Source organism: Streptomyces sp. NPDC111520 (assembly GCF_055635295.1).
The window spans coordinates 39,560-61,183 of the sequence record NZ_JBVKBW010000031.1; the positions used below are offsets into that span (position 1 = coordinate 39,560).

The 21,624-nt window shown below is 70.4% G+C and carries 13 protein-coding genes and 1 riboswitch; of the genes, 10 read left to right on the plus strand and 3 right to left on the minus strand.

Annotated elements, in window-relative coordinates:
* Positions 1-357: 357 nt before the first annotated feature.
* A complete protein-coding gene (locus tag ACZ7MY_RS40040; RefSeq protein WP_499610529.1) occupies positions 358-1,671 on the minus strand; it encodes an AfsR/SARP family transcriptional regulator in 1,314 nt (437 codons plus the stop codon).
* Positions 1,672-2,351: 680 nt separating this feature from the next.
* A complete protein-coding gene (locus ACZ7MY_RS40045) occupies positions 2,352-6,146 on the minus strand; it encodes a S8 family serine peptidase (protein WP_499610532.1) in 3,795 nt (1,264 codons plus the stop codon).
* Between the two features lie 1,147 nt (positions 6,147-7,293).
* Between ACZ7MY_RS40045 and ACZ7MY_RS40050 the strand changes: the two genes are divergently transcribed.
* Together ACZ7MY_RS40050 and ACZ7MY_RS40055 are read left to right on the plus strand one after the other, a co-directional pair.
* Entirely contained in the window at positions 7,294-10,485 is a 3,192-nt protein-coding gene (locus tag ACZ7MY_RS40050) for a S8 family peptidase (RefSeq protein WP_499610534.1), read from the plus strand.
* An 884-nt stretch (positions 10,486-11,369) separates the two neighbouring features.
* The gene (locus ACZ7MY_RS40055) at positions 11,370-11,636 is read left to right on the plus strand and encodes a LysR substrate-binding domain-containing protein (RefSeq protein WP_499610537.1); all 267 of its coding nucleotides are present in this window, start codon (positions 11,370-11,372) and stop codon (positions 11,634-11,636) included.
* A gap of 613 nt (positions 11,637-12,249) precedes the next feature.
* Here the strand turns inward: ACZ7MY_RS40055 and ACZ7MY_RS40060 are convergent.
* Entirely contained in the window at positions 12,250-13,035 is a 786-nt protein-coding gene (locus ACZ7MY_RS40060; RefSeq protein WP_499610540.1) for a glutathione S-transferase C-terminal domain-containing protein, read from the minus strand.
* A 200-nt stretch (positions 13,036-13,235) separates the two neighbouring features.
* Positions 13,236-13,379: riboswitch (SAM riboswitch) on the minus strand.
* Between the two features lie 589 nt (positions 13,380-13,968).
* Here ACZ7MY_RS40060 and ACZ7MY_RS40065 point away from each other — a divergent pair.
* From ACZ7MY_RS40065 to ACZ7MY_RS40100, 8 genes are all read left to right on the plus strand, one after another.
* Entirely contained in the window at positions 13,969-14,973 is a 1,005-nt protein-coding gene (locus ACZ7MY_RS40065) for an amino acid ABC transporter permease (protein WP_499610543.1), read from the plus strand.
* On the plus strand, positions 14,970-15,746 hold the full coding sequence (locus ACZ7MY_RS40070; protein ID WP_499610545.1) for an amino acid ABC transporter ATP-binding protein: 777 nt from the start codon (positions 14,970-14,972) through the stop codon (positions 15,744-15,746). Before ACZ7MY_RS40065 ends, ACZ7MY_RS40070 begins: the two co-directional genes overlap by 4 nt.
* Before the next feature lie 71 nt (positions 15,747-15,817).
* Positions 15,818-16,846: an ABC transporter substrate-binding protein gene (locus ACZ7MY_RS40075; RefSeq protein ID WP_499610548.1), complete on the plus strand. Its 1,029-nt coding sequence runs from the start codon at positions 15,818-15,820 to the stop codon at positions 16,844-16,846.
* A gap of 38 nt (positions 16,847-16,884) precedes the next feature.
* Positions 16,885-17,646, plus strand: coding sequence for a GNAT family N-acetyltransferase (locus tag ACZ7MY_RS40080; RefSeq protein WP_499610551.1), 762 nt, complete (start codon positions 16,885-16,887; stop codon positions 17,644-17,646).
* Between the two features lie 43 nt (positions 17,647-17,689).
* Positions 17,690-17,818, plus strand: a complete 129-nt coding sequence (locus ACZ7MY_RS40085) for a putative leader peptide (RefSeq protein ID WP_499610554.1) — start codon at positions 17,690-17,692, stop codon at positions 17,816-17,818.
* A 69-nt stretch (positions 17,819-17,887) separates the two neighbouring features.
* On the plus strand, positions 17,888-19,141 hold the full coding sequence (locus ACZ7MY_RS40090) for an LLM class flavin-dependent oxidoreductase (RefSeq protein ID WP_499610556.1): 1,254 nt from the start codon (positions 17,888-17,890) through the stop codon (positions 19,139-19,141).
* Positions 19,142-19,160: 19 nt separating this feature from the next.
* Positions 19,161-20,537, plus strand: coding sequence for an NtaA/DmoA family FMN-dependent monooxygenase (locus tag ACZ7MY_RS40095; RefSeq protein WP_499610559.1), 1,377 nt, complete (start codon positions 19,161-19,163; stop codon positions 20,535-20,537).
* On the plus strand, positions 20,534-21,613 hold the full coding sequence (locus ACZ7MY_RS40100; RefSeq protein ID WP_499610562.1) for an LLM class flavin-dependent oxidoreductase: 1,080 nt from the start codon (positions 20,534-20,536) through the stop codon (positions 21,611-21,613). The genes ACZ7MY_RS40095 and ACZ7MY_RS40100 overlap by 4 nt, the downstream gene beginning before the upstream one ends.
* Positions 21,614-21,624 lie beyond the last annotated feature (11 nt).

Here is a 21,624-nt window from a genome sequence, read left to right on the forward strand (position 1 = left end):
CTGTTCGAGGGGTTGGACCACGCGAGGCGCTGGTCGCCGGACTCCGTGCGGCGTCGGTAGGCGTGACCGCTGTCGCCTCGTTCGATCGGGCGATGGGCCCCGCACACGGGTAACACCGCGACCGCTTCCATGACCGTCCTGGTGCTCGCCAGAGCAGTAGGACGGTCATGGGGGAATCTGGGACGTGACCGGCAATGGCGCGTCGACGTCGACGGCGCCGTGCCGGGACCGGGAAGGAACTGGGGGAACAGACCGCGGATCCGGTTGGAGGTGCGGGTGGCCTCGGCCGCGAGGTCCTGGTCGAAGCCGACCAGGCGGTGAGTTTGTCGAACTGTCATGCGCACGATCCGCCGAAGATCATCCGCTGGTGACGACCACCAGCGAACTCGACGTGCGCGGCAGCAGCGGACGTATTTGTTCCGCGTCACGGACATTGTCGAGTACCAGCAATATCCGCCGGCTGGATAGCAGACTGCGATAAAGCGCTGTTCGACCATCCAAGTCGGATGGGATCAGTGACGACGAAACTCCGAGGGACCGGAGAATCGATGCGGATGCCTCCATCGGAGTCATGACCGGACTGGATGAATCAAATCCGCGCAGATCAAGGTATATGTGCCCATCGGGAAATCGATGTGCGATCCGGTGTGCCCAGTCCACCGCGGGGGTGGCCCTCCCTGCTCGGGCCATGACGACGATCACGCAGATCGCCATGATGGCAGCACCTTGTGCATCGTCTGCCAACAGCGCGTCGATCACGCCGAGTTCGTTGTCACGGCCGACCGGAGTCGGCAAGTCGGCCGGCGGCGGGGACGGAACCCGGGGTGGTGACACCCCGAGGGTGGCTCCGGCTGGGGATCCGGGGACGGCAGGGCCAACTTCAGGATCGGGAAATATGTCCGACACCAACAAGTCGGGGTCAGCCCTCCGCACACGTTCATGGAGGACCTGCAGGCGGGGGCCGGGCTCCGCCTGCAGGGCCTCCGAGAGCAGATTCCGCACCTCTCGGTACACCGCAAGCGCATCAGCCTGCCGCCCGGTCTTACAGAGAGAGAACATCAGCATCTCCCTGAATCTCTCGTTCAGGGGGTGTTTGGCGACCAGATCGAAGAGCTCCGCGGTGGCCTCGCCGAACCGGCCGAGTTCGTATTCCACGTTAATACGTCGCTCGACTGCGACGAGGCGCAGCGACTCAAGACGGTTGCGCTGAGACTCGGCCCACGTTCCGGGAATTCCGGCCAGCGGTTCTCCGCGCCACAAGTCGAGGGCATCGCGGAGATGAGCTACGACTCTGGATTGGTGTGCCGTCCCGACGGCCCCCTCCGCCATCGCGACCCGCTGACGGAACACACTCAGATCCAGTTGGTCGGGGGCGACCCGCAACGCGTAGCCATTACCCGCGGAGACGATGAACGAGGCGCCCGCATCGTCAGCCGGTCCCAGACTCTTCCGCAAACGGTGTATATAGGTGCGGATTGTCTGTCCGGCCGTACGTGGAGGATTTGTCCCCCATACCGCCTCGATCAACTCGGAGAGCGAGGCATGGCCGTTCTCCCGCAGCAGGAGCACTCCAATGACCGCGCGTTGCTGACGGGATCCCAGTTCGATCTCCGTCGAGCCGCGCTGGGCACGCACTGGGCCCAACACCGTGAACCAGAAATGTTCGCTCACCTTGGCCCTGTTCCCTCTCGATCCCGGCCTCGATTCGTCAGCGGTGGTGGCTATGGGGCGGCGGATCCATGGGAACAAGCGACGCGGCAGCGATGTATGCGCGTGCCCCGTGCACAGCCCCTGCCGGACAGTCGCGTTGAGCTAGGCCGGTCCGGCCTCCGCTCGGATGCTCTTGCGCCAAGGAAGCCATCGAGGTCCGGAATCCGGTACGGGCAATCCCTTGCGGCCGACAACCGATGCCGGTCACGAGTGGCCGGGGCGGGCGGCGTCGGCCATCGCGCAGCAGCGCCCAGCTTCGCCCCGGGCCGGGCCGGCGAACGCGCCGGCGGCCGCGGCAGTGCGAGCGGCCCATCGGTTTCCCAAGTGTTCACGTCAGGGAGACGATGCACCCGGCGTGGATGTGACGACTCGATGGTGGCGGATCGAGTCGCATCCTTCCGTCCGGCGCAGAGAGTGTGAGCGGGGCGCGCATCTCCTGCTCGACGCACGGGGTCGCCCGAGCGCAGGACCACGCCGCGGATGTGGGTGTGCTCTGCGCTCCGAAACAGTCCACGTTCCGTTCGCCGGTGGGCACCAGAACCGCAGGGTGACGTTCCGGTGGGCGTGCCGTCGGTGACCGGCTGGCGCAGCGGACCCGGGACGGCGTTCCGTCCCGGGCCCACTCGGGTGTGCGGTTCAGGTCACCTCAGGCCGAAGGCCCTGGTGATGGTCTGCTGCACGGCGTTCCCCCGGTCGTCGGCGGCCGTGGCGCGAACGGTGACGTGAGAAGCCGTCCTCGGGGCGGCGAGGGTGGTGCGCCAGCCGCCTCCCTTGCGCGTCACGTCGGCCTTGTGCCAGGTCTTGCCGTTGTCGTAGGAGAGCTCCAGGCCGACCTTCCCGATGGCCGAGGAGGGCGGTATGTCCTGGCCGGGGTCGGTCGTCGGCGGGTGCTCGGCGGTGACGGTCAGGGACGCGTCACGCCGCGCCCTGCCGTCGCCGTCCGTGTCGACGGCGTAGTCGAGCTGGATCAGCGCCACGGCGCGGCCCTCGTACTGCGCACCGGCGGCGGAGGTGAAGTCCCACTCCGTCCGGGTCGCCGTGGAGAACGGGTTGCTCCACGCGCCGCGGGCGGTCTCCAGTACGTACCGGTACGCCTGCCGCTCGGGCTTCAGACCGGTGGCGACGGTGAGGGTGCCGCTGCTGGAAGCCAGGAGGGTGTCCCCCCGGTAGAGCGAGGCGGTGGCACGGGCGTCCCGGGTCAGTGCGTGACCCTCGCGGCGGGTGCCGGCGTCACCCCAGGCCGGAACGTTCACGAAGAGCAGGTCGTCCTGCCGGAAGTTGAACGTGCCGGGGAAGGAGGTGCTGATCCGGGGCCGGGTGACGGGTGCGAACCACTCGTCGGACGTGGTGGTACCGGCCTTGTAGGTCCGCGGCGGGGCCACGATCCTGGTCTCGCCGAGCACCGTCGCGGCCTGCGCCCACTGCACGCCGGAGCTGGTGGAGACCCAGTCGGTGCGGGTTCCCCGTGCCGGGCGCGGGAGTTCGGTGTCGACACGGAGATCTGGCGCGTCAGGCCAGACGGCGTAGCGGGTCTCGCGGGCGTCGGTCTGCCGGTGATTCTTGAACGCGACGTCGATCCTGGCCAGGTCCTTGGCTGCGGGCCGGTAGACCGTGTCCGCCGGCACCGCGCCGTCCCAAGCGCCCGCCAGGTCGTACAAGTACTCGGTGGTGGGGTTGGAGTACACCTTCAGCTCGGTGCCGCCGGGGGTGGCAGCACGGCGGATCAGGCGGTCGCCCTGGTCCTTGCCGACCGCGACGACGGTCAGCGGCGGGGTGGCCTGGGTGCGGGGGTCCAGTCGGCCTTCGCCGTCGCTGACGACGATGAGCAGCTTGGCCCCGGCCGCCGCGGCGGCCGCCGCCTGCTCGCTCGCGGTGACCTTGTCGTTGCGGACCACGACGGCGGCCTTCCCGCTGACCCGCAAGTCCTTGTAGTCCGCCGCCGCGCCCTGCCCGGCGTAGACCGCGGCGAGCCGGCTCGTGCCCTTGGGCAGCGGGGTGGCGCCGCGTCGTACGAGGATGTCGTCGACGGCCTCCTGCCGGGAGGCGAGCTTCAATGGGGGCTGCTCGTTGCGCCAGCGGGTCCGCATGGTCAATTCGCCCTCGGTGACCTTCTCACCGGTGGGCAGCGCCCAGACGCTGTCGTACGTGGGCCACTGGTAGAAGGACAGTTCGTGGGTGCCCGAGGCGTCGAGTGTGCGCTTGTAGTCCACCCGCATGTAGGTGGTGACGGACTCCTTCGGGGTGACCGCGGTGACCCGGCGTGTCTTGGAGGCGTCAAAAGTGAGCGTCGCGTCCTCGTCGAGCCGGAATGCCGGATCGGCGACCATGGCCAGGCCGCGCGAGTGCGGGCCGTTCGCGCCCTCCACCGAGATGGCCGCGACGACCGACCAGGGCCCGGAGTACATGGTCACGGTCACGGATTCGGCGACGAATCCCGCCATGGTGATCCCGGGCCGCTTGCCCTGCTGAAGCACGACCCAGTAGTCGCCGGTGACGGGCTTTCCGAAGCGGTCCTTGGCCGCGATCGTGAGGTCGTGCAGCTCGTACGTGGTGACGAGGCCGAAGGCCGTGGCGAGCTTGACCGAGCCGCCGTCTGCGGCCTCGATACGGGCGTTGTAGAGCATGGCCTCCTCGGCGCGGTCCGGGTGCGCGGTGACGGTGACCGCGGCGGTGCCGTGCGCGGGCACCGTCACCCGTGGTGCCGACAACGTGAACAGGCCTGAGGGGGCCTTGCCGGCCTCGACCGCGAGGTCGAGGGTGACCGCGGTGTCACCGTCGTTGGTGTACGTCACTTTGCGGTCGACGTCCACGCCTGGAGTCGGCGGCCACTCCTGCACGGCGTCGACCACTCCGGTGGCGTACACGTCAGCCTTGGCGGCCGCAGCGGCGTCCAAGCGGCCGTTGCCCGCGTCGTAGGCGGAGTAGTCGGGCGTGGCCTTGGTGGTGCTGACCAAGGCGTCCTTGATCTGCTGCCCCGTCCAGTCCGGGTGCGCGGCCGCAACCAGGGCGGCGGCGCCCGCGACGTGCGGGGTTGCCATGGACGTGCCGCTCATGGTGGTGTAAAAGCCCTCACCCGAAGCGTGCTGCGACCGGGCGGCCGGCACGCCGACGCCGGGAGCCGTGATCTCCGGCTTGAGCGCGCCGTCCCCGACGCGGGGCCCGCGGCTGGAGAACGAGGCCAGCCGGTCGGCCGAGTCGACCGCGCCGACGGCCAGCGCCGCGTCCGCGACGGCGGGTGAACTGACCGCTCCTCGCGGGCCGGTGTTGCCCGCGGCAATCGCGAACAGTGCCCCGGTCTCGGCGCTGAGAGTGTTGACCACCTCGCTCATCGGGTCGGTGCCGTCGGTCGGCTCGCCGCCCAGGCTCATGCTGACGACCTTGGCGTGCTGGTCCCGCGCGGCCCACTCCATGCCGGCCAGGATCCAGGAGGTCTGGCCCGCACCAGAGTTGCCGAGGACCTTGCCCACGTGCAGGCGGGCTCCGGGGGCGACGCCCTTCTCCTTGCCGCCGGACGCGGCGCCGGTGCCGGCGATGGTCGACGCGACGTGGGTGCCGTGCCCATGGTGGTCGACGACGCTCTCGTCGGGAACGAAGCTCTCGGCGGCCGCGACCTGGCCGACCAGGTCGGGATGGTCGGCGTCGACACCGGTGTCCAGCACCGCGACGTCCACGCCCTGGCCAGTGTCACCGCTCTCCCAGGCCTCGGGCGCGCCGATCTGCCCGACGGAGTCGGCCAGGTCGGCCTTCACCTTGCCGTCCAGCCAGACGCGCTGAATGCCGCCGGCGAGTAGCGGGGCCGGGGCGCGCTTGGAGGTCACCGCACCACCCAGCGTGCTGCTGCGCGCGAGAGCGGAGGTGTTCACGTTCTTGGTGAGCGCGTCCCAGAACTTCCCTGCCTCGTCGCGCTTCTCCGCGACAGCGGCCCCCTGCAGGCTGGTCAGCGTCCGCAGGCGCACGGCTCCTGGGGGGAGCGAACCGGCACTGCGCGCGCGGGCCGCGTCGGCGTAGCGGACGATCAGCGGCAGATGGTCGCTACGCGTGTCGTCGTAGCCATCGGCGAGCAACCGCGTGACGTTGAACAAGTGCTCGTCGAGGATCCCCGCCGAGACGTACGGCAGCACCTCCTGCGGGTACACGAAGGTCTCGCCGTCGTGTGTGGCGGTGTACGCCGACACCGGGCGGCCTTCGGGGCCCTCCAGTGATGTGACCGCGGACTCGCCGGTACCCGTGACGGTCACCTTGTCGCCGTTGATCAACGTGACCGTCCGGGGAACGCCGGCGTCTTTGCCGGCCGCCACGGCCGCCAGGAGCGCGGTGTCCGCCGTATGGGTACCGGTCTGAGTTGCGGAGGCTGTGATCGCGCCGAGCGACGGCAGCAGCGCCAACGCGATGCCGAGTGCGGTCAGCCTTAGGCCGCGTATGCGTGAACCAGGCAAAGGAGCTCCCAACCGAGCTGAAAATGAACCAGCGGATGTGCGAATGCCAAAGTCGAATGAATCCGCTTCCGGCCGGTCGTGTCGAGATCACCGACGTGTCACTTTGACGCCATGTCACTTTTGCGCCGGTGCCTGTATGCGACTGGAAGGGTCATCTGCGCGGCCCGACCGGCACATCGCAAGTTCCCGAATGGCCGTCCCCGGATAGGCGCGGCACTCCAGCAGGACGTTGAAATTCCGGCCGATCGGGGGCGGCGCCGGCTGCAGGACGGGGGAAGGGGAAGCCGAGGATCTCGTTGAACGAGCTTCCGTAGAGCGGCGGTACAGCGGGCTCGCCGTGGCGGCGGGGCGAAAGCCGGCATGCAGCTGGGCCGCCGGGCCGGTTCTTGACGGCACCGGGGTTTACGGCATGGCAGCGCAGCAGCCAAATCGGCGGGTCACCGGGGCTGCGCCGGTGCAGGCCTTCACCGCCCTGGCCTGGGCACATCGTGTGCGGTCGTCGCGGAGCTCGGCTACGACCCGGGCCCCCGGACCCTGGGCGGCCCGGATCGCTGCATGGGGGCCGCCCTGCGCCGTCGCCCGCGAACGCGGCGGGCTCGAGATCGCTGGGTACGTCAACACCGTTCGGCGGCTTGATCAGGCGAAAACGCACGTTGCCCTGACGCGGCGGTGCGGACACTACTTCGAATCCGGCCGTACCGCATGAGGGGGGCGGGAAATTGCGCAGTCCGACCGCCTTCCACCATGAACGCGGGGACAGCGAGCGGATTGGGGTCAAAAAGTTCGTTAATGCCGTGAATAACAAAACGGTTGACGGCCCGTTTATCAGTCATCTACCCAAGATCAACCCGTTGACACCCTCTCGGGACCGGTGCTTCGCTGTGCGGCGCGCCCCAAGGCCACCGTGAAATCCACGCGTCGGCGCGGGGTGAATGAGCGAGAGGACACCGTGAAATTCACGTCCAAGAGACCTGCGTTCGGCACGGTCGTGGGACTCAGCATGCTGCTGGTCGCCGCTACCCCGTCGGCGTCCCTGGCACTTGCGAAGTCCACCGACACGACGTCGGCCACGCCGGCCTCGGCTTCGGCAACGGCGTCGCCCCTCGGAACGAGTCCCGCAATCACGGGCACTTCGACCGGGGCGGGTATGCACCGGTGGATCCCGCTGATCACCGGTGACCGGATCGCGGTGAACGCGAAGGGCGAGATCGTCTCCGCGCGTCCGGCCAAGGGCCGGGAGGACATACCCATCCGGGTGGAGACCCGCGACGGCCACACCTACGCCCTGCCCGACGACACCCGGAGCCTCGTCCTGAGCGGCCGGGTGGACCGGCGTCTGTTCGACATCACCACACTGAGCACTCCGGCCTACGCGGACCGTCAGGACGTGCGCCTCATCGTGATGTACGACGCGGCCCGTCCGGCGGCCAGGTCGGCGCTGCGTTCCACCGGGGGTGCCAAGGTCGAGCGCACGCTGCCGAGCGTCAACGCCGACGCCGTCGCCGCGCCCGCGAACGGCACCGCGGACCTGTGGTCCGCGGTCACCAACGGGCCCGCGGACGCCGTGAAGCGCAGTGTCGCACCGGGTATCGCCTCGGTGTGGCTGGACGGCGTCGTCGAGGCGAGCCTGGACAAGAGCGTCCCCCAGATCGGCGGCCCCGAGGCGTGGGCGGCCGGTTTCGACGGCACCGGCACGCGGATCGCCGTTCTCGACACGGGTGTCGACACCACCCACCCCGATCTGGCCGGACATGTCGTCGCCGAGCAGAACTTCTCCGACTCGCCCGACGCCGGGGACCGGTTCGGTCACGGTACGCACGTCGCGTCGATCACGGCCGGCACCGGAGCCAAGTCCGGTGGCACGTACAAGGGGGTGGCGCCGGGGGCCCGCCTTCTCAATGGCAAGGTGCTCGGCGACGGCGGCAAGGGCAGCATGTCGCAGATCATCGCGGGCATGGAGTGGGCCATTGCCGAGAAGGCAGACGTCGTCAACCTGAGCCTGGGCACCTGGGACTCCCCGGAGATCGATCCGGTGGAGGAGGCCGTCAACAGGCTCTCGGCCGAGAGCGGAACCCTCTTCGTCGTCGCGGCCGGCAACACCGGCGAGCAGGGAGCCGGTACCGTCAACTCCCCGGGCAGCGCGGACGCCGCGCTCACCGTCGGCGCGGTGGACAAGCAGGACAAGCTGGCGCCGTTCTCCAGCACCGGCCCGCGCGTCGGTGACGGCGGCATCAAGCCGGATCTGACGGCGCCCGGTGTGGCCATCGGGGCCGCGGCCGCGCACGACAGCTACCTGGCAAGCGTCGCCCCCTCCGTCGCGGACGGCTACATGGCACTCAACGGCACCTCGATGGCCACCCCGCACGTCGCCGGCGCCGCCGCCATCATCGCCCAGCAGCACCCCGGCTGGACCGGCGACGACATCAAGGACGCGCTGGTCTCCTCGACGACGCCCGGCGGGTACACGCCCTTCGAACAGGGCTCGGGCCGGGTCGACCTGCACAACGCGATCAGGCAGACCGTCGTCGCCCGCGAGACGTCGCTCTCGTTCGGACTCGCGCAGTGGCCGCACGCCGACGACCAGCCGCTGACCAAGGACCTCACCTACCGCAACTCCGGCGACGCCCCGGTCACCCTGAAGCTGACCGTGGACGCCACCGCACCGGACGGAAACCCCGCGCCCGCCGGGATGTTCACCGCGGACGAACAGGTCACCGTCCCGGCGCACGGCGAGGCGACCGTGAAGGTCACCGCCGACACCCGCCTCGGCGGTGACGCAGCCGGTGCCTTCACCGGACGGCTCACGGCCACCGGCGACGGGCAGACCGTCGGCACCGCGCTGGCCGTGGACCGCGAGTCGGAGATGTACACCGTCACGGTGAAGCCCCTGGACCGCAAGGGCAAGCCCGCCCCCGCCCCCGCCTGGTACGCCCAGCTGCAAGGCCTGTCAGGACCCGCTGTGGGCGTCGGCGTCATGCTGGACGGCGACACGTACTCGGTGCGCGTCCCCAAGGGCCGGTACCTCCTGAACAGCATGGTCGGGGTCGACCCGGAGGGTTCGTACGGCCAGGGCGGTGACTGGTTCAACCAGCCCAACCTCGACGTCACCAAGGACACCACGGTGACGGTCGACGCACGCACCGCCAAGCCGCTCGACATCACCGTCCCCGACCGTTCCGCCCATCAGATTTTTGGTCACGTCAGCGCGGGCATCGAGCTGCCCGACGGATCCAGGGCCCTCAACGGGGTCTTCACCAGCTCCCTCGCCAAGTACCGCACCGCCCACCTCGGCCCGAAGGCGGCCGATGGCGACAGGCTGATCCAGCAGCTCACCGTCACCTTCTCCACCGGCGTCAACGGGCACGACGAGTACCATCTGGTGTACCAGCCGACCGGTGACCGCTACCTCACCGGCTTCACCCACCACTCCAAGTCCAGGGAGTTCGCCGACGTCACGATGAAGCTCGGGGCCCCCGCCAAGGGCAAGTTCGGATTCATCACGCCGGGCACCGAGGGCGGTGGCGGCCTCGGTACCGTGCACGCCCTGCCCTACACCGGCACGCTGCACCTGCTTTCGGAGAGCACCTCGTGGCACGTGAACTTCATGCAGGTCGACGCGAACGACTCGTACGAGTCGCGCTATGACGCACTTCCGCGGACGTTCAAGCCCGGACGGTCCTACGAGCAGGTGTTCAACGTCGGTGTCTTCGGGCCGGATCTCCCGGAGGGCGCCGGACTCCTCGGGTTGCTCCGGACGGACGAGGCGATCAACGGACGGCTTCCGCTCTTCTCGGACGGTGAGGGGAACAGCAGCAACAACAACTCGCCGATCGAGAGCGCGCGAACGGACCTCTACCGCAACGGTGAGCTCGTCAAATCCAGCTCCAACCCGCTGGACGTTTACTACCTCGCGGAGGACGAGCGTGCCGACTACCGACTGACCGTCTCGGTCAAGCGCGGCAAGGTCGCCGACGTCTCCACGAGCATGACGGCGAGCTGGACGTTCTCCTCCGAGTACGCCCCGGGGATCACCAAGCTCCCGACCTCCGTCGTGCGCTTCACCCCCGCCCTGTCCCTCGACAACACGGGCAAGGCCCGGGCGAAGGTGTGGGTCCCCGTCACGGTCCACGGCACCGCTGCGGGCAGAAACCTCAAGTCCCTCAGCGTGTGGGGCTCCTACGACAAGGGAGCCAACTGGCACAAGCTGAGTGTGTGTGACGGCCGGGTCCAGGTCACCAACCCCAAGGCCGGCGGCAGCGTGTCGTTCAAGGCACAGGCCGTGGACAAGCAGGCCAACACCGTCGACGAGACGATCATCGACGCCTACCTGACGAAGTAACCCGCCCCCGCAGGACCGGAACCGCGGCCCAGGGCTCACGCCTGCCGCGGTTCCGGCCTACCGGTGCCACTCCAACGACCTCCGGCCCCAGCTGGCCCGCAACCAGCCACCACCGGATGATCGAAAGCAGCCATCAGATGTCGGCACACACGAACTGCTGCGCACCGGCATCCTCGGCGGCTCGTCGACTAGTACGGGTACCCTGCCCGATCACCTGCGCCGCCGCGAGCACGACGTTGCGCTTCCCTGGCCCGGCAACCGGATGCTCGGTCTGCGCTACCGCAACGACATTCCGCCGGCGCCACACGGCGGGACCGACGACCGGGTGCCCGCCATCATCTCGGACTGGCCCGCCACCCTCCACTCCGTGGCCAACCGACCACCTCTCCCGTAACGTGGCAGGCCAACTGCACGTCGAGCCCGCTGATGGGTCCTGACCCCTACGTCGGGCTACGCAGGTGGCTGCCACTGCCGTTGTATCCATTCGGATGGCCGTCGACGAGCACGGAGCTCCAGTACTCGGCATGCGAAGCGTCGGCGTGGCGCCAGCGCCGAAGCGTACTTTCGCACTTGAGCAGCCACCGGCCCTCGTGCAACGGGCTGTCCGACGATTCGATGAGGTACTGGGCGAAGCGGTGGGCCCACCGGTCCGGGCTGCCCGCCAGAGCGCGCCCCGCGTCGGCGCGCAACGGCGGGAGAAGGAGTGGTACTCGTCGGTGCGCCAGAAGTCCACGCCCTGGAGGTGTTCTTCGACAACGGCGAGCAGCACGGGCCGCGACAACTGGGAGACCAGCAGCAGCCGCCCGGCACTGAACACGCACACTCCCGGCTGGAGACGGTCCTGTACGTCCAGAGACAGGCCCACTCACGTGCCGTCGTCCCGCGTGACATCGCTGCCGCGGGTGGCCTACGAGGCCCGCGGCTGGCAGACACGCCTGGGGCTCGTCGCCGCTGGGCTGGGCGTCTCGGTCCTGCCCGCACTGGCGGCAGACACCGTCCCAAACGGCGTGAAGTGGCTGCGAGTGGAGGACCCCGCCCTCGTACTCAACAGAGAGACCGTGATGGTCACGGCCGCCGACGCGTCAGCTGCCGCGAGAGCCATTCTGCAAGCCATGCGCGACGAGATCGGACACGCCCCGGAGCGCCAATGAGACCGGTGCGCTTACGCAAGCGCGCGATCGCTCGGGATCGAAAGGCGTCTGATCGTCGGGGCGGGCGTGACCTTACGAGCATCAGCACACTCCACTCCGCCACCTTCGCGTCGGCACGAGCAGTCGAGTGGTAGAAGCCGCGCGTCTCTATGACTCGAACTCTATGTAGTCGATATCGGTGAACTCCACCTGCAGGCGGGTGGCGCGGCGGTCGCGGAAGCAGAAGTCCCGCAGGCCCTCGGCGCCGACCACACGCAGTTGCTGCTCGCCGGCGCCCTGGTCCTGGGCCAGGAGTGCGGTTGCAGCGCACGGGCCGCTGCGAATTGAGCGACAGCAGGCAGCCGGACACCCTGCCCTCCGCAGCGACGGCCGGCCAGCGCATCGTGTCCGCCCTCGAAGACGACGGCTACCACGTCGAGCACATCGACCACCCACGCGGCCGGCGCACCCCCGCACCGTGGTCAGGTCCTCAGCCGAACTCCTCGACCAGCCTGCCGCCGATCCCTCCATCCCATGTATCCGGGCGCGCCCCGCCCTTCCGGCCCGGGACGCCTGAGCGACCGGCCGACCCGACCCCCGTGCTCGCCCTACGCGGCGGGGACGGCTCCGTGCGTTACGACACGGGCGTGAGGGCCCCACCTGCCCGCTGCTCGCGGAACACCGGGTGCGCGTCCAGACGGGCGGCGTACGCCGAGAGGTGGGTGTGGCGGGAGAGCAGGCCGCTGTCGAGGTGGGTGAGGGCCACCCACACGTCGACGTCGGCCGCAGTCAGGTGCGCGCCGAGGACGTGGGCCCCGCGGGCCAGTCTGCGGTCCAGCAGGTCGAGGGTGGCATGGAGGGTCCGCAGCGCCGCGTCGCGCTCGGACGGCGCCCCGTCCGCGGCCTGACGGGCGGCCCGCGTGACGCCGGCGTCCACCGTGCGCCGGATGGTCTCGATGTCGGCCAGGAGCGCCGGGGGATACAGCTGCGGCACGGGACGGCACCCTTCGGCGCCGAGGCGGCCCGCGAGGTCTCCGAGGATGTCCGGAGTGTGGTTGCTGACGACCCGTCCGGTCCACCGGTCGCACAGCGCGGGCACCGTGAGCGGGCCGTCGTAGCGGTGCCACGTGGCCTCGTAGGCCCCGCGCAGCGCCGCGAGCGCCGTGCCGCCCGCGGCACCCGCAGGGACGGGCGTCGTGACGACGGAGTCCCGCAGCCCCAGCAGGTCGAGGGTGATGGCGACCCGCTGCGAGAGCGGACATCCTGGGGAAAGGAACAACTCGTAGCGACGGGGCGCCGGGTAGAAGCCGCCGGCGAGGTCGACACCGATGCGGCTGCGGAAGCGCTCGGGACGTGACGTGGGCGGCAGCGCGGAACAGAGCACGTGGAGGCCGGGTTCGAGCGGGATCGTGTCGGTCATGCCCTCTCCAAGGCGTGGCGGCCACCGGTCACCCCGTGGAGGCACCGGCGGCGGAACGGCTGAAGGTCCTGGGTGGAGGTCAGCCGGCCGCGCCGAACGCGCTGCAGACGCGCAGGAGGTCGATGTGCAGACGGCGGGTGAGGAACAGGACTCGTGCCCTGGGCATGTCCGCCTCCCCGGCTCGGGGCCCGCGGGACGCGGGACCGCGCTTGCCCCGCCGCGCCGGCGGGGCCAGGTCGTCACCCGGGGCACCCCACCGCGATGTGAGGGTTGCCCGTCAGCGGGCCGGGGCCGATGACCCACCGTGCCGCGGGGCGGTGTGGGGGGCGCTGACGATCGTGACCTGCCCATCAGTGTCGAGTCGTCAAACCCCGCGCGTCAAGGCAGCGGTGCGCGTCTCATCGCACCGCTCACGATGTGAGACAGGGTCGTTGACATTCCCTGCGGGCCGTGCCTAACTTACGCCGCAGATCGGGCAGGAACTCCGGCGCGAGTCCGGACCCGCCGGACGGCGACCTCCGTGTCGCGGTGCGGTGCCCCGGACGACGACCGGACCGTACGGCCCGACGACGACGGTGAACGCGAGGCCCCGCGGGGCGGAACGGTGACGGTGACGACAATGCACGCAGCCCCGGGGACGGCCGCACAGCGGCCCCACGGCCGCGTCACGTCGCCCCCGCGGCTGCCCGTCGGCCCGCACCACTTCCACAGCGCCCTCTGTTGCGCGTGTACCGCGCCCTGTCGCGCCCTCTGTCAAGGCTGACGGCTTCCTGACCCCGGCACACCGCCGCTGACGCGGCGTTGTCCCCACCCACCCGGGCCCGCCCGCTTTGCCCCGCCTCCCGTCGTCGCCACGCCCGCCGATTCCCTGCCCGGCGGGGTCGCTGCCGCGTGCGCGGCCCGGGCGGGCGTACCGAACCGCTGGAGTCATCCATGACCGAACCACCCGGCACCGCCGTGTCCCCCCGCTCGGCGCCGACCCCACCCGCGCCACCCTTCGGCGGGACACCTTCCGCACCTCCACCGCCCGCCGCACAGCGGGTGCTGCCCCTGCGGCGCCGCGGGCGGCTGCTCGCGGCGGCGATCGTGCTGGTGCTCGTCGCCCAGATCGTCCACGGCCTGGCGACCAATCCCTTCTACCAGTGGGACCGCTTCGCGTACTGGTTCGTCCGGCCGGTGATCCTCGACGGACTGCTCGTCACGCTGGAGGTGACCGCGTACAGCGCGGCGCTCGGTCTGCTCGGCGGGATCGCGCTCGCGCTCGCCAGGCTCTCCGGCAGCCCCGTGCTGCGCGCCGTCAGCTGGACGTACACCTGGCTCTTCCGCTCGGTGCCGCTCATCGTCGTGCTGCTGTTCCTGTACAACTTCAGCGCGCTGTACCGGACGCTGAGCCTGGGTGTGCCCTTCGGGCCGGCCTTCCTCACCTTCGACGAGTCCAGGCTCGCCACCGATCTGGCGGTCGCCGTCGTCGGTCTGAGCCTCAACGAGGCGGCCTACGCTTCGGAGGTCGTGCGGGCCGGGATCCTCTCCGTGGACCAAGGGCAGCACGAGGCGGCCGCCGCGCTCGGTCTGCCGAAGCGCTACCAGTTCGCCAGGATCGTGCTTCCGCAGGCGCTGCGGTCCGTCGTCCCCAACTACGTCAACCAGCTCATCGGGCTGATCAAGGGGACCTCGCTGGTCTTCTACGTCTCGCTGCTCGACCTGTTCGGCTCGGTACAGAGCATGGGCAGCACCTATCCCGGCGACATCGTGCCCCTGCTGCTGGTCGCCACCGTCTGGTACGTGATCCTCACCAGTGTCGTCTCCGTCGTCCAGTTCTACGTCGAGCGGCACTACTCGCGCGGCGCGCTGCGCACGCTCCCGCCGACCCCCCTGCAGAAACTGCGGACCGCGCTGGGCGACCTGCGGGCCCGCGTCCGGGCGGAGACCGCGACATGACCACCGACGTACGACCTGCCGCCGTCGAGGTCCACGACGTGCACAAGTGGTACGGGGCCCTTCGGGTACTGGAGGGGGTCAGCCTGACGGTCCGGCCCGGGGAGGTCACCGCCGTCATCGGCCCGTCCGGATCCGGCAAGTCCACGCTGCTGCGTGTCATCAACCACCTGGAGAAACCGGAGGCCGGTCACGTCAGTGTGGACGGCGAGCTCATCGGCGTGCGCCGGCACGGCGACCGGCTCAAGGAACTGAGCGAGCGCGTGATCCTCACCCAGCGCAGCCGGATCGGCTTCGTCTTCCAGAACTTCAACCTCTTCCCGCACCTCAACGTCCTGGACAACGTGGCCGCCGCCCCGGTGGCGACCGGCAGGCTGCGCAAGCCGGAGGCGCGGGAGCTGGCCCGCACCCTGCTCGGCCGGGTGGGACTGGCCGACAGGACCGCGGCCTACCCGCGGCAGTTGTCCGGCGGCCAGCAGCAGCGCGTGGCCATCGCCCGGGCACTCGCCCTGCGCCCCGGCGTCATCCTCTTCGACGAACCCACCTCCGCCCTCGACCCGGAGCTCGTCGGCGAGGTGCTGTCCGTCATCAAGGACCTGGCCACCAGCGGCACAACCCTCGTCATCGTCACCCACGAGATCGGCTTCGCACGGGAGGTCGCGGACCGCGTGGTCTTCCTCGACGGCGGCCGGATCGTCGAACAGGGCCCGCCCGACCAGGTGCTGAACCATCCCGAACACCAGCGGACCAGGGAGTTCCTCAGCAAAGTGCTGTGAACCGCGGCCCGTGATGCCAGCGAACCCCAGCCGGACCAACAACGAAGAGCAATCGACGGACAAGGACGGCCATGCCCACTCATCGCCCTCACGGCAGACTCATCCGTACTCTGACGGCTACCGCCGCCCTCACCCTCCTCGCCGGCGGACTCGCCGCCTGCGGGGGTGACAGCGAGGCGTCCGCCACCATCGGCGCGGGATCACCCACCGGAACGGTCACCCTCGGCAGCCTGTCCAATGGCGCGGCCAAGGAGACCACGCTGAAGGTGACGGAGGTGAAGTCCATCACCGCCGGCCTGCCCAAGGCCGTCGCCGACAAGGGCGAACTGCTCATCGGAGTCGGTGCGTTGCCCGCCGGCTTCGCACCGCTGGCGTACGTCGGCAGCGACCAGAAAACCCTCACCGGTGCCGAACCCGACCTCGGCCGACTGGTCGCGGCGGTGCTCGGGCTCAAGCCCGTGCTCAAGAACTCGACCTGGGAGAACCTCTTCGTCGGCATCGACAGCGGCAAGGTCGACGTGGCCTTCTCCAACGTCACCGACACCGAGGAACGCAAGCGGAAGTACGAGTTCGCCTCCTACCGGCAGGACAACCTCGCCTTCGAGGTCCTGAAGGACAGCGCCTGGAACTTCGCCGACGACTACCGCAACCTCGCCGGGAAGACCGTCGCGGTCGGCTCCGGCACCAACCAGGAGAAGATCCTCCTGGAGTGGCGGAAGAAGCTCCAGACGGAGGGCGAGGAACTGACCGTCAAGTACTTCCCCGACAACAACAGCACCTATCTGGCGCTCAGCGGCGGGAAGATCGACGCCTACTTCGGCCCCAATCCCGGCATCGCCTACCACATCACCCAGGTCGCCACATCCCCCCACCCCACCCGCAACGCCGGCAAGTTCTCCGGCGCGGGAGCAAGCCTCCAGGGCCTGATCGCCGCGACCGCGAAAAAGGAGAGCGGGCTCGCAGAACCGGTCGCGGCCGCGATCAACCACCTGATCGAGAACGGCCAGTACGGCCAGTGGCTCGCCGCGTGGAACCTGTCCAACGAGGCCGTCACCACCTCGGAGGTCAACCCGCCCGGTCTGCCGCTGGACAACTCCTGACGCCCCGTCCGCCGCACGACCGTACGGAGATCCGGCACATGTCCCTAAGCATCCCAGCGGACCGCCCGCACAGCCCGGCGGCACCGCACGTCCTGGACAACCCCGCCTGGGCGGCACTCACCGGCCCGCACGCCCGGTTCGCCGAGCGCGTCGGCCGTGCCGCCCGCTACCCCTCCGACGTCTCCCCGTTCACCGCGCTTGCCGACCCGGCCGATCCGCGCGCCTGGGCGGACCTGGCGGTACTCGCAGGGCCGGGGGCCGCCGTCGCGGTCACCGGCGCGCAGGAGCCCCCGGACGGATGGGAACTCCTCGAGGGCGGAGCGGGAGTGCAGCTCGTCGACGCGTCGCTGCGCGCAGAACACGCGCCCGAGGCGGTGCGCCTGAGGGCGTCCGACGTACCGGAGATCCTGGACCTCATCGCCCTGACCAGGCCGGGGCCCTTCCTCCCCAGGACCGTGGAACTCGGCACCTACCTCGGCCTCCGGGAAGGCGGACGGCTGATCGCCATGGCCGGGGAACGACTGCGAACGCCGGGATGGACGGAGATCAGCGCGGTGTGCACCCATCCCGGGTACCGTGGCCGGGGCCTGGCGACCCGGCTGGTCCGGGCCGTCGCCGCCGGGATCAGGGACCGCCGTGAGACTCCCTTCCTCCACGCCGCGGCCGTCAACACCGGCGCGATCCGGCTCTACGAGTCGATCGGCTTCACCCTGCGCCGGCAGACGACCTTCCTCTTCCTGCGAACCCCGTGCGGCTCCGGGGAACAGACCGGCCAGGGAGGGCGTTGCGTTGCCAGGTGACATGCGGGCGCTGTACCGCCCGCCCCATCCGGAGGGAGCGGAGGTGACGTTCGTGCCGACGCCGTCCCGCACGTACTTCCTCGCCGTGCCCACCCCGCACCGCGGCCCCCTCCTGTACTCCCGCGCGCACATCGACCTGCAGCGCGTGGCCGCCTCGCTCTGTCGTTCCTGACCCCCTCCCCGCCGCCGGTCCTCCGGACGAGGGCCGGTGAGACCCGCGGTCGATCAGGAAGGCCCCTCCATGTCCTCGGACGTCCCTTCGCCGTACCCTCTTCCCGCTTCGTCGCCACACGCCCCGCTACACCTCGCCGTCGCCCTCGACGGGGCCGGCTGGCACCCGGCCGCCTGGCGTGAGCCCGTGGCGCGCCCCTGGGAACTGCTCACCGCCCGCTACTGGCAGGACCTGGTCACCGAGGCCGAACGAGGGCTGCTCGACTTCGTGACGATCGAGGACTCCCTCGGCCCGCAGTCCTCCGAGTTCACCGGACCCGACGGGCGCACCGACCAGGTGCGCGGCCGCCTGGACGCCGTCCTCATCGCCGCCCGCGTGGCCCCCCTGACCCGGCACATCGGTCTCGTGCCGACGGTGGTCGCCACCCACGCCGAACCGTTCCACATCTCCAAGGCGGTCGCCACCCTCGACTACGTGAGCACCGGCCGCGCAGGCCTGCGCGTCCAGGTCTCCGTACGGCCCGACGAGGCCGCCCACTTCGGCAGGCGCACCATCCCCCCGTTCGGCATCGAGGAACTGGACACCCCGGGCGTCCGGGAGCTGGTCACCGACCTCTTCGACGAGGCGGCCGACCACGTCGAGGTTGTGCGCCGCCTCTGGGACAGCTGGGAGGACGACGCCGAGATCCGCGATGTCGCCACCGGCCGCTTCATCGACCGCGAAAAGCTCCACTACATCGACTTCGAGGGCCGGCACTTCAGCGTCAAGGGCCCCTCCATCACACCACGACCGCCCCAGGGCCAGCCCGTCGTCACCGCCCTCGCACACAGCGACGTGCCGTTCCGCCTCGTGGCCCGCTCCGCGGACGTCGGATACGTCACCCCGCACGACGGCGACCAAGCCCGCGCGATCGTCACCGAGATCCGCTCCGCACAAGAGGCGGCCGGCCGGGAGCGCGAGCCCCTGCACGTCTTCGGCGACCTCGTGGTCCTCCTCGATGACGACGCCGGCGCGGCGCGGGCCCGACTGGAGCGGCTGGACGGCGTCGCCGGCACGCCTTTCAGCAGCGACGCGAAGGTCTTCGCCGGCACCCCCGGGGGCCTTGCGGACCTGCTGCTGGAGTGGCGGCGGGCCGGGCTCACGGGCTTCCGGCTGCGTCCCGCCGTGATCGGCCACGACCTGCCGGCGATCACCCGGCGGCTGGTGCCCGAACTCCGGCGGCGCGGCGCGTTCCGGGACGCCTACGAGGCCCGCACCCTGCGCGGCCTGCTCGGGCTCGCCCGCCCCGCCAACCGCTACGCCGCCACCAGCGCAACCGTCTGAGCCGGAGGAACCGTACGTCATGAGCAAGCCTCTGAAGCAGATCCATCTGGCCGCCCACTTCCCCGGCGTCAACAACACCACCGTATGGAGCGACCCGCAGGCGGGCAGCCACATCGAGTTCGGCTCCTTCGCGCACTTCGCCCGGACCGCCGAACGCGCCAAGTTCGACTTCCTGTTCCTCGCCGAGGGCCTGCGCCTGCGCGAACAGGGCGGCAGGATCTACGACCTGGACGTGGTGGGCCGCCCCGACACCTTCACCGTCCTCGCCGCGCTCGCCGCCGTCACCGAGCGCATCGGGCTCACCGGCACCATCAACTCCACCTTCAACGAGCCCTACGAGGTGGCCCGCCAGTTCGCCAGTCTCGACCACCTCTCCGGCGGGCGCTCCGCCTGGAACGTCGTCACCTCGTGGGACGCCTTCACCGGGGAGAACTTCCGCCGTGGCGGATTCCTCCCCCAGGAGGAGCGCTACTCACGGGCGAGGGAGTTCCTCGCCACGGCGGGCGAACTCTTCGACTCCTGGCACGGCGACGAGATCCTCGCCGACCCGGCGACGGGCACCTTCCTGCGCGACGCGCGGGCCGGATCCTTCGTGCACAGGGGGCAACACTTCGACATCAGCGGGCAGTTCAACGTGCCGCGCAGCCCGCAGGGACGCCCGGTGATCTTCCAGGCCGGTGACTCCGAGGAGGGCCGGGAGTTCGCGGCCGCCGACGCGGACGCCATCTTCAGCCGGTACAGCACGTTCAAGGAGGGCCGGGCCTTCTATCGCGACGTCAAGAGCCGCCTGGCCAAGTACGGCCGCCGGCATGACCAGTTGCTGATCCTGCCCGCCGCGACCTTCGTCCTCGGCGACACCGACGCGGAGGCGGCCGAACTGGCCCGCGAAGTACGCCGGCGGCAGGTCAGCGGGGCCACCGCGATCAAGCACCTCGAGTTCGTCTGGAACCGTGACCTGTCCGCCTACGACCCGGACGGGCCGCTCCCGGACATCGACCCCGATCCCGGAGAACACACCGTCGCCCGCGGTCGCGCCCAGGTGCGCATGTACCGCGACCCCCTTGCCACCGCCCGCGAGTGGCGGGAGCGCGCCGCCGCCAACGGATGGTCGATCCGCGACCTGGTCATCGAGAGCGGCAACCGCCAGTCCTTCGTGGGCTCCCCGGACACCGTCGCCACGGCCGTCGACGACTTCGTGCAGGGCGACGCCGCCGACGGCTTCATCCTCGTCCCGCACATCACCCCGGGCGGCCTGGACGCCTTCGCCGACACCGTCGTCCCGCTGCTCCAGGAACGGGGGGTGTTCCGCGCCGACTACGAGGGCACCACCCTGCGCGACCACCTCGGTCTCGCCCACCCCGACTCCGGGACCCCGGCGGAGCGGGCCGCCTCGTGAGGTTCCTGGCCATCACCCTGATCGTGCACGCCCCCGACCCGGTGACCGGGGCGCTGAAGCCGACCCCCGCGCGCTTCCGCGAGGTGCTCGACAACGCACTGCTGGCCGAGGAACTGGGCTTCGACGGCTTCGGCGTGGGTGAGCGCCACGAGCGGCCGTTCCTCTCCTCCTCACCGCCCGTCGTGCTCAGTCACGTCGCTGCCCTCACCTCCCGGATCCGGCTGTTCACCGCGGTGACCACGCTCAGCCTCCTCGACCCGGTGCGGGCCTACGAGGACTACGCGACGCTGGACCACCTGTCGGGCGGCCGCCTTGAGCTGATCATCGGCAAGGGCAACGGCACGGCCCAGCGCGAACTGTTCCACGTGACCCCCGAGGACCAGTGGGACCGCAACGCCGAGAGCTACGAGGTGTTCCGCCGGCTCTGGCGGGAGGGGAAGGTGACCGCCGACACCCGGTTCCGTCCCGCCCTGAAAGACGCGGAGGTATGGCCGCGGCCGCTGCAGCAACCGATCCGCGTGTGGCACGGCAGCGCCGCCAGCAAGGAGTCGGTGGACCTCGCCGCGCGCTACGGGGATCCCCTGTTCTCGGCGAACGTCACGCACACCGTCGAGCCCTACGCGGAACTGATCCGTCACTACCGCGACCGCTGGGCCCACCACGGCCACGACCCGGCCCGCATCGCCGTCGGCGCCGGGACGGCCGGCCTGTACGTCGCCCGTACCTCCCAAGAGGCGGTCGCCGCGTACCGTCCGGTTTTCGAGGGACAGTCGGCGTTCCAGAAGCGGCTCGGTCTGGCCCCGGTCTTCCCGACGCTGGAGGACTTCGTGGCGCGCAGTTCGGCACTGGTCGGCAGCCCGCAGCAGGTCGTCGACAAGGTCCACCGCTACCACGAGCGACTCGGCCACACGGTGCTGCACGTCCACGCGGACGCGGGTGGGCTGTCCCACGACCGGCACCGTCGCTCGCTCGAGCTCTTCCAGTCCGAGGTCGCCCCGGTGCTGCGGCGGGCCATCCCGGACCCGCCGTTCGCCTGGGGCCCGGCCCCGTCCTCGCCCGAACCCGCCCACCACTGAGGAGAACGCCC